The following is a 12,351-nucleotide window of genomic DNA, read 5'->3' on the forward strand; positions in this document are numbered from 1 at the left end:
GAGGTAGCGCCTGCGGCAGAAGGCTCGAAGGAGACGCAGATCGTCTCGGCAGGTCAGCGCAGTGGGTCTGTGTTCTTCCCCGTCAAAACGCGGGAGGAATAAGGCCGCGATGCCGCGGCCTTATGAGATCGTTTACAGCAGGCCGAATTTCTTCAGCGTCTCGCCGATCTTGGCATCCTGCTCGGCATTCGGCAGTAGAGCCGGCTGGCGGCTGGCGCCGACGGATGAATCCTGCAGGTAAAGCGCGCGCTTGACCATGGCCGGCGGGAAACCGTGCTGGTAAAGGTCGGTGCGGAAGGCGGTGTAGATATCCTGCTGACGCTGGGCTTCCTCGATATTGCCGGAGTTGAAGCCGCCGACGATGCCGGCAAGAACATCCGGCATGGCATTGCCGAGGCCGGAAATGCAGCCGGCGGCGCCGTTCTGCAAGGACCACAGGACGAGATGGTCCGGGCCGGAATAAACCTCAAAGCCTTCGACTTCTTTCGAGACCTGCAGATAGGCTGCAAGCGTTTCCTGCGCTCCGCCGGAGTCCTTGATGCCGGCGATGTTGCCGTGGGTGGCGAGTTTGCGGGCGGTTTCCGGCTCGATGTGGTTCTGCGTGCGGGCCGGGATGTCGTAGAGATAGACCGGCGTGTTGACGGCGTCTGCAACGGTGGAGAAATGGCGGATCAGGCCGTCCTGCGTGCAGGCGATGAAGAAGGGCGTGATGACGGCAATGCCGGTAACGCCGATGCGGTCGAATTCTTTCGCGAGTTGCAGCGTCTCGAACGTGGCGGGCATGCCGGCATTGACGATGACATCGACCTTGCCGCCGACTTCATCGACCACTTCCTCGAGCAGTTTTACCTTTTCGCCGAAGGTCAGCGCGGAAAAATCGCCATTGGTGCCGGCGCACATGATGTTGTTGCCGGCCGCCACCTGACGGCGCACCTGCGCGCGGGTCGCTTCGTAATTGATGGTTTCGTCGTCGTTGAAGCATGTCACGATCGCGACAAAGGCTTTCTTGGTCATCATTCTACTCCGGTATCAATCAAATCAGGATGCGGTGGCCAGGCGGGCATTGCGGTTTGCGGCCTGCACGTCCGGGTCGGGATCGAGGCTGGCGGCGAGAAGGGCCTGCGTGTAAGGCTGCTGCGGGTTGTCGAAGACTTGTGCGACAGTGCCGAATTCGACCACTTCACCCTTCTGCATGACCATCACGTAATCGGCGAAATCACGCACCAGCGGCAGGTCGTGGGCGATGAAGATGAAGGCAATGCCCATTTCCTTGCGCAGCTTGTCGAGAAGCGTGATCACCTGCGCCTGTACCGAAACGTCGAGCGCCGAGACGGCCTCGTCGCAGACGATCAGCTTTGGTTCGAGCGCAAGCGCGCGGGCAATGGCGATACGCTGGCGCTGGCCGCCGGAAAACTGGTGGGGGTAACGGCCCATATGTTCCGGCGACAGGCCGACCTGATCGAGCAGCTCGGCGACGCGTTCGCGCCACTTGGCCTTGGGCAGAATTTCCGGGTGGATGACCCAGGCCTCGGAGATCAGCTGATAGACCGTCATGCGCGGGTTGAGCGACTGGGTGGGGTCCTGAAACACCATCTGCAGATCGCGGCGCAGCTTGAACAGATCGCCCGGCGACATGGTGAAAAGGTCCTTGCCCTTCCATTCGGCGGTGCCGCCATCGGCTTCTTCAAGGCGCAGAAGGATGCGGGCGAGGGTGGATTTGCCCGAGCCGCTTTCGCCGACGACGGCAACGGTTTCACCGGCCTTCAGATCGAAGGAAATACCCTTCAGGGCCTCGAAGCCGCCGTAAAACTTGCGGGCATCCTTGACGCGGAGAATGGCGTCGCCTGACGTCGCCGGTTCGTGCATGTCGCCCTTGCCGGGGGCGGCGGCGATCAGCTTCTTGGTATAGGCATGTTGCGGGTTGTGATAGACCTCGCGCACCGTGCCGCTTTCGACCAGCTGGCCTTTTTCCATGACGACGACGCGGTCGGCGACTTCCGAGACGACGCCGAGATCGTGGGTGATGATCAGCACACCCATGCCGGTTTCGCGCTGCAGTTCCTTCAAGAGGTTCAGCACTTCCGCCTGCACCGTCACGTCGAGCGCGGTGGTCGGTTCGTCGGCGATCAGCAGATCGGGCTTGAGTGCGAGCGCCATGGCGATCATGACACGTTGACGCTGGCCGCCGGAAAATTCGTGCGGATATTTGTCGAGCGCCTTTTCCGGCTCCGGCAGGGCGACGCGCTTGAACAGGCGCAGCGCTTCGGCCTGGGCTTCGCTATTGCCCTTGCCATGGGTTTTCAGCGCCTCGCGCATCTGCCAGCCGACGGTGTAGACCGGGTTCAGGTGGCTGAGCGGGTCCTGAAAGATCATGGCGATGCGGCGGCCGTTCACTTCGCGACGGGCCTCGGCGCTCATCTTGAACAGATCCTTGCCGTCGAGCAGGATTTCCCCGGACGAGATCTTGCCGGGCGGCATGTCGATCAGGTTCATGATCGCCGACGACGACACCGACTTGCCGGAACCGCTCTCGCCGAGGATGGCGAGCGTTTCGCCACGGTCGAGATAATAGGAGATGTTGCGCACGGCGTGCACGACGCCCGACGCGGTGTGGAAGTCGACCGAGAGGTTGCGGACTTCGAGAAGATGATCAGCCATTTTTCGGTCCTTTCATTTCCAGGCGCCAGCGCTGGACGGGGTCGAGTGCGATACGCAGCCAGTTGGACAGAAGGTTGAGCGAGAGCGTGGTGAGGATGATTGCCAGGCCCGGCCAGAAGGACAGCCACCATGCATTGGTAAGGTACTGGCGACCCTGAGAGATCATCAGGCCCCAGGTGATTTCCGGCGGCTGGATGCCGATGCCGAGGAAGGAAAGCGCGCTTTCCGCCAGCATGACATAGGCGAAATCGAGCGTGGCGAGTGTCGTCAGCGTCGGCAGAACCACCGGCAGGATATGGCGGAACAGGATGCGCTTGGACGATGCGCCCATGACCTTGGCGGCCTGCACGAACATGCGGCTCTTGATTTCCAGAACTTCGGCGCGGGTGGTGCGTAGATAGACCGGGATACGCGTGATCGACAGGACTAGCATCAGGTTCATGATGGACGAGCCGAGAATGTAGAGCACGATGACCGCGACCAGCAGCGACGGAAAGGACATGATGACGTCGGCGAGACGCATGATGATCTGGCTGGTGCGTTCCGAGGCAAAACCGGCGATCAGGCCGAGCATGGTGCCGACGACGGCCGAGATCAGCACGGCGCCGGCGGCGACCATGATTGTGTTCTGCGTCGCGACGATGATGCGCGGCCAGAGCGGACGGCCGAGCGCATCGGCGCCGAGCCACATGAACCATTCGCGGTCGAACATGAAGGGGGCGAGGTTGCGGCCGCGCAGGTTCTGCTTGGTGGCGAGATCATCGAGCAGGGTCGGGCCGATGATCGCCATGACGATGACGAAGACGAGAAAGATGGCGGCGCAGAGGGCGAACTTGTCGGCCCACAGCATGCGGCCCATGCGCACGATGGCGCTCGGTTCTTCCGCGACGGTTTCTTTCGGTGTGTGTGTGGATTGAATGGCCATAGTCATATCGATCCTCAGTAGCGGATGCGTGGATCGAGCAGGGCATAGGCCAGGTCGATCACGAGGTTCATGAGGAAGATGGCGAAAGCGGTGACGAGAATCGCCGCCAGCACGACGTTGAAGTCACGCTGCAGGATGCTGTCGATCATCAGCTTGCCGACGCCGGGGAAACCAAAAATGGTTTCGATGACGACGGCGCCGTTCAGGAGGCTGGCGGCCTGGTCGCCGATGACGGTGATGACCGGCAGCATGGCGTTGCGCAGCGCGTGGATGAAGATGATCGGGCCGGACTTGACGCCCTTGGCGCGGGCCGTCTTCACGTAAGCGGATGACAGCGCCGAAATCATCGAGCCGCGCACGACCTGAACGATGATGCCGAACGGGCGCACGAACAGCACGCAGATCGGCAGAATCCAGTGGGCGAGCGAGCCGGTGCCCGACGTCGGCAACCAGGACAGCTGGATGGCGAAGACGACGATGGCGACGATGGCGAGCCAGAAATCCGGCACCGATGCGCCGATCAGCGAGACCATCGAGGAAAAACGGTCGAAGAAACCGCCGGTACGGAAAGCTGCGAGCGAGCCGACGACGATGGCGCAGACCGTGACCAGCGTCATGGTGATGACGGCGAGCCAGAGTGTCCATGTGAAGGCTTCGAGCACGACGTCGAGGGCGGGGCGGGCCTTGCGCAGGCTCTCGCCGAGATCGCCGGTCAAAACGTTGCCGACATACTGGCCGAACTGCACGAGCAGCGGCTGGTCGAGACCGTGAAGAGCGCGGAATTCGGCCTTCATTTCGGCGGATGCTTCGACGGGAAGGAAGAGCGATGCCGGATCGCCCGTCAGGCGCGACAGGAAGAACACCATGACCAGCAGCCCGATAAGGGAGATGAGGCTGGCAAAGGCGCGCTTGCGGATGAAACTGAGCATGGTGACCTCGATTGCTGGAATGGACGGCGACGATGCCGCCGCCCATTTCGCTTCGATTTTGGGATGATCTGCGATCACCCTCGGGTTGGATCAGGACGGTCGCATTGGGCGAAGTCCCCCTCTGGCTGCCGCCATCTCCCCCACAAGGGGGGAGAGGATTTGCATCACCCGCCCTGCCTCAAGTGAAAGTCGACGGTTCGGCTGAGTTAAGCCCTCCCCCTTGTGGGGAGGATTGGGAGGGGTCTTTTTGCCTACGAAATCGGCCTGTGGTTAGTTCTTGATGCCGATCTCGGAGAGCTGCAGCATGGAGTTGGTGGCGATGCTGGGCTTGAAGTCGAGACGCTCAGAAACGCGCGAGTAACCGACCATGTGGAAGAGCGCGACGTCGGCGACGAGATCGTCGTGGACATAGGCGATCAGTTCCGACCAGAGTTTTGCACGTTCATCGCCGGTGGCGGCAGAAGCGCGGGCGATGAGATCATCGACCTTCGGATCGGCGTAGCCGGACTGGGTGCCCTTCGAGTCATACTTGAAGAACATGGTGAAGGACGGATCACCCTTGGAATTGTCGTGCATGGCAGCAACAATCGTCGGGCCACGGCCTTCCTTGAACGGCTTCGAGTAATAGACCTCGTGTTCGGCGACTTCGACGAATTTCAGGTCAATCTTGAAGCCGACATCCTGCAGCTGCGCCTGGATGGCTTCCATGATTTCCGTCACGTTCGGGAAGTTGGCCGTGCGGGCAACGACGGTGATCGGGGTATCGACCGGAACGCCGGCGGCCTTGGCTTCTTCAAGCAGCTTTTTGGCCTGATCCGGATCATACGGGAAGACCTTGACGTCCGGGTTCCAGCCGAGCGTGGTCGGCGGCACCAGAGCGGTGGCAAGAACCGCATCCTGCGGAACCAGCGTGCCGATGAAGGCCTGCCGGTCGATCGCGAGGTTCAGCGCCTTGCGGACGCGGACATCGTTGAGCGGCGCGATATTGCCATCGATACGCAGATAGACGGTTTCGCTGTCGAGATAGGAGAAGTCGGTCTTTTCGTTGGTGGCTTCGACCTGCGAGATCGACGGTGCCAGATCGGCTTCGCCGGCCTGAACCATGGCGGCGCGGACGGCCGGATCGGAGCGGAACAGGTAGGTTGCCTTGGTGACGGCAGGCTTCGTGCCCCAATAATCGTCACGGGCATCGAGAACGATCTGCTGGCCCGGCGTCCAGTTGGACAGCTTGTAGGGACCGGTGCCGATCGGCTCGCGCACGAATTCCAGCGGCGTGCCTTCCGGAACGATGGTGACGAGCGACAGAAGCAGCGGCAGGATCGGCTGAACCGGATCGACCTTGAAATCGATCGTGTTGTCGTCAACGACCTTCACGTCAAACTTCATGCCGCCGAAATAACGGCGGGATTCGCAGATGTTCTTGTCGCTGAAAATGCGGTCGAACGAATATTTGACATCCTTGGCACCAAAAGCCTTGCCGTCGGAAAATTTGACGCCCTGGCGCAGGTGGAAACGCCAGCTGCCATCGGCATTCTGTTCCCACTTTTCAGCGAGGCGAGGCATGACGCCCTTCTTGTCGCGCACGTCGAGCTCGGTCAGCGTTTCGCTGACGTTTTCCATGATGACGCGGCCGATATTGGAGCGCGTCGCCATGCAGGGCTCGAGCAGGTCTGCCTCTTCCGGCAGGACGATCTTGATGTCGCTCGACGCGGCATAAGCCGGCACAACGCCGGAGCCGAGTGCGAGGACGGAGCCGAGCAAGGCTCCAAGCAAATGCGAAGTCTTCATGTCATTCTCCTCCCTCTGGGGTGCAAACTGTGCACCGCTTGCTGTTCATGGCGCGCCGGCTGTTCTTAGTCGCGCGGTCTGAAGGCATTCCTCCGTGGCCCTTTGCTTCGACCGGGATGCCTCCGTCCCTTGATCGGTGCCTGTTGGGCTGGCGCAGACCATCGGATTTCTTGGCAAGTTTGTCAAATTAAATATTCGGAACTGTCAATTTGTACGAAATTGCCTTTCATAAAACGATTTAATTTCAAATACATGTGCCTCTTAATCTGATCGTCAATGGCAAATTGGCAAATTTTTCAAACTTGACAACTTTGTTATTTGGGTGATTTTCATGGGGATAAGAGGAGACCCTGATGACGCCTGAACAGATTGCAACCGTCATGAACGGCACGGTGAAAGCCGTTGGCCATGGACGACATGAGGCGATGCTGGCCTCGCCGATGATCCAGAACCACGCATCCTTCCTGCATCTGGCTGATGACGGCGCACTCATCTGCGCCTGGTTCGGCGGCACGCTGGAAGGAAAGTCGGATATTTCCGTCTTCGCGTCGGTTCTGGCCGAAGGCTCCGAGCAGTGGGGCGAGCCGCAGCGGCTGAGTTTCGATCCAAAACATTCCGAGCAGAACCCGGTTCTGTTTGCGGCGCCGGATGGAAAACTCATTCTGTTCCACACCTCACAGCCTTCCGGCAATCAGGATGAATGCCGCATCCGCATGGCGGAAATTTCGCGTGATGCTTCCGACCCGACCAGGCTGACGGCGGGCGAGGGGGATTATCTCGATCTGCCGCGCGGCTGTTTCGTTCGCGCGCCGCTGGTGGTTCGCGATGATGGCGCATGGCTTCTGCCGATCTTCCGTTGCATCCAGCGTCCCGGCCAGAAATGGAACGGCAGCCATGACCGTGCGGCGGTCGGTATTTCGCAGGATGGCGGCAAGACCTGGGTGCTGGAAGATCTCGACCAGTCGACCGGCTGCGTCCACATGGGGCCGGTCTCGCTCGGCGATAACAGGCTGGCGGCCGTGTTTCGCCGTCGTCAGGCCGATTTCGTCTATCGCACCGAAAGCGCCGATGGTGGCCGCACCTGGTCCGTGCCGCAGGCGACGGATGTGCCCAACAACAATTCTTCCGTTGCAGCGACCCGCCTCAAGGACGGCCGTATCGCGATGATCTGCAACCCGACCAATGCGGAAATGTCCACGGATCGCCGCGCCTCGCTTTATGACGAGCTGGGCGAAGATGACGACCGTCCGGATGCGAACCCGGATGGCGGCTGCGTGCCGATCTGGGGCGTGCCGCGCGCGCCGGTTTCCGTCTGCATTTCCGATGACGGGGCAAAGAGTTTTTCGCAGCGGATCCTCATCGAGGACGGTCCGGGCACCTGCATGTCGAACAATTCCATCGACGGCCACAACAAGGAAATGTCCTATCCGTGGCTGCTGGAAGGCACCGACGGAAGTCTTCACATCGCCTACACCTATTACAGGCGCGCCATCAAATATGTTCGTCTGGCCCCCGGCTGGGCTGATGCTGTACAAGCGGGAGAATAATCATGAGCAATATCATCGGCATCACCATGGGTGACCCGTGCGGCGTCGGACCGGAAATCACGGTGCGGGCGCTGGCCGAAATGGGTGACGCGGACCGCGCCAATACCCGTATCTACGGCAACCTGCCGACGCTGGAAGCCGCCCGAAAGGCGCTGGGCGTCGATATCGATCTGACCGCTTACGTCGTCGATCTGCCGATCGAAGGCGCACCGCTGCCATGGGGCACGCTGTCGCCGGTTGCCGGCGATGCGGCCTTCCGTTTTATCGAAAAGGCGGTGCGTGATGCCGAAGCCGGTGTGATCGGTTGCGTCGTCACGGCACCGATCAACAAGGAAGCGCTCAACCTTGCCGGCCATCACTATGACGGCCATACCGGCATGCTGCGCAGCCTGACGAAATCGGCAGCGGCCTATATGCTGCTGGCGTCGGAAAAGCTGAAGGTCATCCATGTCTCCACGCACGTGTCCTTGCAGGAAGCGATCCGCCGCGCCACGACCGAGCGGGTGCTGGCGACGATCAAGGCCGGCAACGATCACCTGAAGCGCACCGGTTATGCCGCGCCGCGCATCGCGGTTGCCGGCATCAACCCGCATTGCGGTGAAAACGGCCTGTTCGGTACCGAGGATGACGAGCAGATCGCACCGGCCGTTGCTGCTGCGCGTGCCGAAGGCATCGATGCCTATGGTCCGATCTCGGCCGACACCGTGTTCCATCGCGCCTATTCCGGCGCCTTCGATCTGGTGGTCGCGCAGTACCACGATCAGGGCCATATCCCGATCAAGCTCGTCGCCTTCGATACGGCGGTCAACGTCTCCGTCGACCTGCCGATCGACCGTACCTCGGTCGACCACGGCACCGCCTTCGACATTGCCGGCAAGGGCATCGCCAACCATGGCAACATGCTGGAAGCGATCGCCTATGCCCGCAAGCTGGTTACCGGCGGCAAGGGGGGCAAGGCATGAGCAGCGCTCCCGTCATCATCCTGCATCAGCCGAAGCGGCTGATCGTCGGCGCCGGCACGATCGGTGAGGTTGGGCCATGGGCCGGCGACGTTTCCTCGACGCTGGTGATCGCCACGCCGATCACCGCCGGTTTTATCGACCGCCTGAAACTGCCGGGCAAGATTGCCCTGTTCGATGCCATTCCCGGTGAGCCGGAGATTGCCACGCTCGATGCGGCGCTGGCTGCGGCGCGTGCGGCCAAGCCCGATCTCGTCGTCGGTCTCGGCGGTGGTTCGGTCATGGATGTCGCCAAGCTGGTGGCAGCGCTCTGGGATGGCGAGCAGGTGCTTGCCGATGTGGCTGGTCCCAATAAGGTGGCGGGCCGCAAGACCCGGCTGGCGCAGGTGGCGACGACGGCCGGCACCGGTTCTGAAGCCGGCATCCGCTCGCTGATCACCGATCCGGTATCCGGAGCCAAAATCGCGGTCGAGAGCCCGCATCTGATCGCCGATCTCGCCGTGCTTGATCCGGAATTGACCTATTCCGTGCCGCCGGCCGTCACGGCTGCGACCGGTGTGGATGCCATGGCGCATTGCGTCGAGGCGTTTACCAGCAAACGCGCGCATCCGATGATCGACGGTTTTGCCCGCATGGGTTTTTCGCTCGTCGGCAAATTTTTGGCGCGCGCCGTGAAGGACGGATCGGATCGTGAGGCCCGCGAGGGCATGATGCTCGCCTCCTATTACGGCGGCATCTGCCTTGGGCCGGTCAATACGGCGGCCGGCCATGCCATCGCCTATCCGCTCGGCACGTTGTTGCACCTGCCGCACGGGCTCGCCAATGCCATCGTGTTTCCGCATGTTCTGGCCTTCAACCAGCCGGTTGTTGCGGCCAAGACGGCGGAAGTGGCGGAAGCGCTCGGCCTCGGAAAAGGTCTGTCGCAGGCGGATCTGAGCGGTGCGGGGCATGCCTTCTGCGCCGATCTCGGCATCGAGATGTCGCTGGCAAAACATGGTGCGAAAGAAGAAGACCTGCCGCGCTTTGCGGCGGACGCGCATGCCATTCGCCGGCTGATGGATCACAATCCGGCCGATATGAGTGTCGAGGATGTGCTGGGGGTTTACCGGGCCAGCTTCTAAAAAGCTGGTTTGGAGGAGAGAGGCGGTGCGAGCGATTGCGCCGCCTTTTTACGTCCTGGCGATTTCAAATGCGCTGAGCTGGACGACGTCTTTTATCGCCGTCCTCTGCCCTGCTGCGATTCCTTTGCCGAGCCGGAAAAGCCGGCAGGCTTGCTTTTTACCCAGGCGACAAATTTCTGGATGTCGGGATTGTCGAGGATGGCCTCGATCGTCGAAAATGACTTGGCGAGCTGCGCATTCGTGAAGACGGCATGGATCTGGTCATGGCAGACCTTGTGCAGCAGAACGGTCTGCTTGCCGCCCTTGCTTTTCGGAACAAGGTGATGGGCATCTTCATCGCCAAACGGGATCATACGCTCGCACAGGGGGCAAATCGTCGGTTGCTGCTCCTCCTGCGACGAAGCGAAATCCTCTCTGATCTTGCGGGCCATCGGTCTTCTGCCATTGCTTGTAAAGGATGCGTTTCGGAGCTCGCATCGATACGGGCTCCGTGCCGCCAGATACCGCTTCTGCCGCCGGGGAGCAACGATGTTTCGAAAACAGCCTGTCCGGGCGGTGCCTGAACACTACTGATGCGACGACTGAAACAGCCGCTCGCGCGACCCCTTCAGATGTTCCAGCATCAGCCGTCGCGCCTCGTCCTCGTCACGGTTGGCGATGGCTGCGGCGATCGCTTCGTGTTCGCCGAACACGCGGGTGAGGCCGGAGGCCTCGCGCTTGATCGAGGCCCCGTGAAACTTCATGCCGACGGCGATGTGGTCCTTCAGCGCTTCCATGGCGGTGGAAAAATAGTTGTTCTGGGCGGCGCGGGCGATGGCCAGGTGGAACTGGAAATCGGCATCCTCGCGGTGTGACTGGCGGTTGGTGGCGTCGCGCAGCAGTTCCAGCGCCTGCCGGATTGCCTTCAGGCTGTCGGCATCGTGGCGGGAGGCTGCGGCGGCTGCGGCGGCCGGTTCCAGCGTCAGGCGGAACTCGTAACAGTTCAGAAGGTCGGCGACGTTTTCCAGTTGGCCGAAACCGAGCGGATTGCGCAGGCCGGTGGAACGAACAAAACTGCCCGCACCGCGGCGGGAATAGATCAGGCTCTGGTCGCGCAGGCGTTTCAGCGCCTCGCGGATGACCGGGCGCGACACCTCGAATTCGGCGGCGAGATCGTGTTCGGTCGGCAGGCGTTCGTCCGGCTTGTAGGCGCCGGATTTGATGGCGCGCAGCATGCGCTCGAACACGATGTCGGCCAGGCCCTTGCGGGCGGTTCCCGTTTCCAGTCCCATCTTCAATTTGCCCTCCCCAGGACCATGTCCGCAATCGTCTTCAATGTTTCCGGCCCGCAAAACCCGCCGGATTTGGCGATGATGCAGCGCCCTTCGTTCGACGCGAGGCCGAGGCCGGGAAGGCATTCGCCATGCAGGGTGAAACGCGATACGCCAAGTGCGCGCATCACCGCCTCGGCCGTTGCCCCGCCGGAGAGAAGCAGCGTGCCCTCGTAACCGGCAAGGTTGTGTTTGAGGCCTTCCGCGAGTGCTTCCGAAACCCGTGCGGGGTTGATGTCGCTTTGACCCGGCGTGGCCTGAACCAGCATCAGGGCTGCATCTGCATCCGGTGTTTCGCTGATCTGACCGTTCGGTGCGGCAATATAGGTGAGGTCGTGACCTGCCCGCAGGGCGTCGATCTGGGCGAGCGTGATCGGATCGCGCGAGCCGATGACGAAAGTGGCGCGGCCGGTCGGGATCTTTGCCGGTTGCGCGTCACGTCCTGCCGTCATGCGGCGGGCGAGCGCTTCCGCGAGGCCGCGCGCGCCGATCAGGAGATCGGTGCCGTCATTCTGTGCGGCGTCGAGTGCGGCATCCATGTCGGCGGGCGAGCGGGTGTCGGGTGTGTGGGTGCGGGCGGCATGGCTGCCGAGTTTTTCAGCGATGACGATCGGTGTGTCGACGCCGAAGCCGCGAACGGCGCCGCCTTCGACAATGCGGTCGAATTCCGGGATGGCGGGGGCGGTGAGGGCGCGGGAAAAGGCAATGGCATCGAGTTCGGCGACGATATTGCCCTTGAGACGGGAGTCGACCTTCTTGAACATAAGCGTGCCGGTTGGCAGCAGGGCCATCACCGCTGCAGTCGTTTCGCGCGCCGCATCCGCACCGATTTCGCGGGTGTTGAGGTTGATGGAAATGACATCCGGGCGATCCGCGACGATATCGGCAATTGCCTCGCGGGCGAGCGCGACTTCAGTGCGAAGACCACGCCCGGCAAAAGGGGCGGCACTGTCGAGTGCGCCGGTCAGATCGTCTGCGAGAATGGCGAGCATGTCATGGTACCAGTTTTATGTTGTAATCTTTATACCACTAAAAAATGCTTGAATGTCAATATTCCATACCGATTAGTATGACAAATTATGGTTTGCGTATGTGCAAATTTTGACGGACGCGT

At 61.5% G+C, this 12,351-nt stretch carries 11 protein-coding genes; 3 read left to right on the forward strand and 8 right to left on the reverse strand.

Annotated elements, in window-relative coordinates; genetic code table 11:
* Window positions 1-132 precede the first annotated feature (132 nt).
* The 5 genes from ACRQ1B_RS00145 to ACRQ1B_RS00165 all read right to left on the reverse strand — a co-directional run bounded on the left by ACRQ1B_RS00145 (window position 133) and on the right by ACRQ1B_RS00165 (window position 6,300).
* Window positions 133-1,014: a dihydrodipicolinate synthase family protein gene (locus tag ACRQ1B_RS00145; RefSeq protein ID WP_432293768.1), complete on the reverse strand. Its 882-nt coding sequence runs from the start codon at window positions 1,012-1,014 to the stop codon at window positions 133-135.
* A 24-nt stretch (window positions 1,015-1,038) separates the two neighbouring features.
* Window positions 1,039-2,658 (reverse strand): ABC transporter ATP-binding protein, encoded by a 1,620-nt coding sequence (locus ACRQ1B_RS00150; protein ID WP_432291661.1) that lies wholly within the window; start codon window positions 2,656-2,658, stop codon window positions 1,039-1,041.
* Window positions 2,651-3,583 (reverse strand): ABC transporter permease, encoded by a 933-nt coding sequence (locus ACRQ1B_RS00155; RefSeq protein ID WP_432293769.1) that lies wholly within the window; start codon window positions 3,581-3,583, stop codon window positions 2,651-2,653. The genes ACRQ1B_RS00150 and ACRQ1B_RS00155 overlap by 8 nt, the downstream gene beginning before the upstream one ends.
* 14 nt (window positions 3,584-3,597) lie before the next feature.
* Window positions 3,598-4,512 carry an ABC transporter permease gene (locus ACRQ1B_RS00160; RefSeq protein WP_432291662.1) on the reverse strand — a complete coding sequence of 305 codons (915 nt, stop codon included), beginning with the start codon at window positions 4,510-4,512 and terminating at the stop codon, window positions 3,598-3,600.
* 270 nt (window positions 4,513-4,782) lie between these two features.
* Window positions 4,783-6,300 carry an ABC transporter substrate-binding protein gene (locus tag ACRQ1B_RS00165; protein WP_432291663.1) on the reverse strand — a complete coding sequence of 506 codons (1,518 nt, stop codon included), beginning with the start codon at window positions 6,298-6,300 and terminating at the stop codon, window positions 4,783-4,785.
* 353 nt (window positions 6,301-6,653) lie between these two features.
* On the opposite strand from ACRQ1B_RS00165, the gene ACRQ1B_RS00170 reads away from it, so the two are divergent.
* From ACRQ1B_RS00170 to ACRQ1B_RS00180, 3 genes are read left to right on the forward strand one after another with little or no spacing between them, the layout of a single operon-like run.
* Window positions 6,654-7,847 (forward strand): sialidase family protein, encoded by a 1,194-nt coding sequence (locus ACRQ1B_RS00170; RefSeq protein WP_432291664.1) that lies wholly within the window; start codon window positions 6,654-6,656, stop codon window positions 7,845-7,847.
* Window positions 7,848-7,849: 2 nt separating this feature from the next.
* Window positions 7,850-8,809, forward strand: coding sequence for a 4-hydroxythreonine-4-phosphate dehydrogenase PdxA (gene pdxA / locus ACRQ1B_RS00175; RefSeq protein ID WP_432291665.1), 960 nt, complete (start codon window positions 7,850-7,852; stop codon window positions 8,807-8,809).
* Window positions 8,806-9,927: an iron-containing alcohol dehydrogenase gene (locus tag ACRQ1B_RS00180; protein ID WP_432291666.1), complete on the forward strand. Its 1,122-nt coding sequence runs from the start codon at window positions 8,806-8,808 to the stop codon at window positions 9,925-9,927. Before pdxA ends, ACRQ1B_RS00180 begins: the two co-directional genes overlap by 4 nt.
* A 92-nt stretch (window positions 9,928-10,019) precedes the next feature.
* Here ACRQ1B_RS00180 and ACRQ1B_RS00185 read toward each other — a convergent pair whose 3' ends face one another.
* The 3 genes from ACRQ1B_RS00185 to ACRQ1B_RS00195 all read right to left on the reverse strand — a co-directional run bounded on the left by ACRQ1B_RS00185 (window position 10,020) and on the right by ACRQ1B_RS00195 (window position 12,229).
* The gene (locus tag ACRQ1B_RS00185) at window positions 10,020-10,358 is read right to left on the reverse strand and encodes an HNH endonuclease (RefSeq protein WP_432291667.1); all 339 of its coding nucleotides are present in this window, start codon (window positions 10,356-10,358) and stop codon (window positions 10,020-10,022) included.
* Window positions 10,359-10,493: 135 nt separating this feature from the next.
* Window positions 10,494-11,198: a FadR/GntR family transcriptional regulator gene (locus ACRQ1B_RS00190; RefSeq protein WP_432293770.1), complete on the reverse strand. Its 705-nt coding sequence runs from the start codon at window positions 11,196-11,198 to the stop codon at window positions 10,494-10,496.
* Between the two features lie 2 nt (window positions 11,199-11,200).
* Window positions 11,201-12,229, reverse strand: a complete 1,029-nt coding sequence (locus ACRQ1B_RS00195) for a four-carbon acid sugar kinase family protein (RefSeq protein ID WP_432291668.1) — start codon at window positions 12,227-12,229, stop codon at window positions 11,201-11,203.
* Window positions 12,230-12,351: the final 122 nt, after the last annotated feature.

Source organism: Endobacterium panacihumi (genome assembly GCF_050847465.1).
GTDB lineage: Bacteria > Pseudomonadota > Alphaproteobacteria > Rhizobiales > Rhizobiaceae > Neorhizobium > Neorhizobium panacihumi.

Coding starts and splice junctions, on each gene's coding strand:
- ACRQ1B_RS00145 (WP_432293768.1), bottom strand. CDS start 1,014: ATGACCAAGAAAGCCTTTGTCGCGATCGTGACATGCTTCAACGACGAC.
- ACRQ1B_RS00150 (WP_432291661.1), bottom strand. CDS start 2,658: ATGGCTGATCATCTTCTCGAAGTCCGCAACCTCTCGGTCGACTTCCAC.
- ACRQ1B_RS00155 (WP_432293769.1), bottom strand. CDS start 3,583: ATGGCCATTCAATCCACACACACACCGAAAGAAACCGTCGCGGAAGAA.
- ACRQ1B_RS00160 (WP_432291662.1), bottom strand. CDS start 4,512: ATGCTCAGTTTCATCCGCAAGCGCGCCTTTGCCAGCCTCATCTCCCTT.
- ACRQ1B_RS00165 (WP_432291663.1), bottom strand. CDS start 6,300: ATGAAGACTTCGCATTTGCTTGGAGCCTTGCTCGGCTCCGTCCTCGCA.
- ACRQ1B_RS00170 (WP_432291664.1), top strand. CDS start 6,654: ATGACGCCTGAACAGATTGCAACCGTCATGAACGGCACGGTGAAAGCC.
- pdxA (WP_432291665.1), top strand. CDS start 7,850: ATGAGCAATATCATCGGCATCACCATGGGTGACCCGTGCGGCGTCGGA.
- ACRQ1B_RS00180 (WP_432291666.1), top strand. CDS start 8,806: ATGAGCAGCGCTCCCGTCATCATCCTGCATCAGCCGAAGCGGCTGATC.
- ACRQ1B_RS00185 (WP_432291667.1), bottom strand. CDS start 10,358: ATGGCCCGCAAGATCAGAGAGGATTTCGCTTCGTCGCAGGAGGAGCAG.
- ACRQ1B_RS00190 (WP_432293770.1), bottom strand. CDS start 11,198: ATGGGACTGGAAACGGGAACCGCCCGCAAGGGCCTGGCCGACATCGTG.
- ACRQ1B_RS00195 (WP_432291668.1), bottom strand. CDS start 12,229: ATGCTCGCCATTCTCGCAGACGATCTGACCGGCGCACTCGACAGTGCC.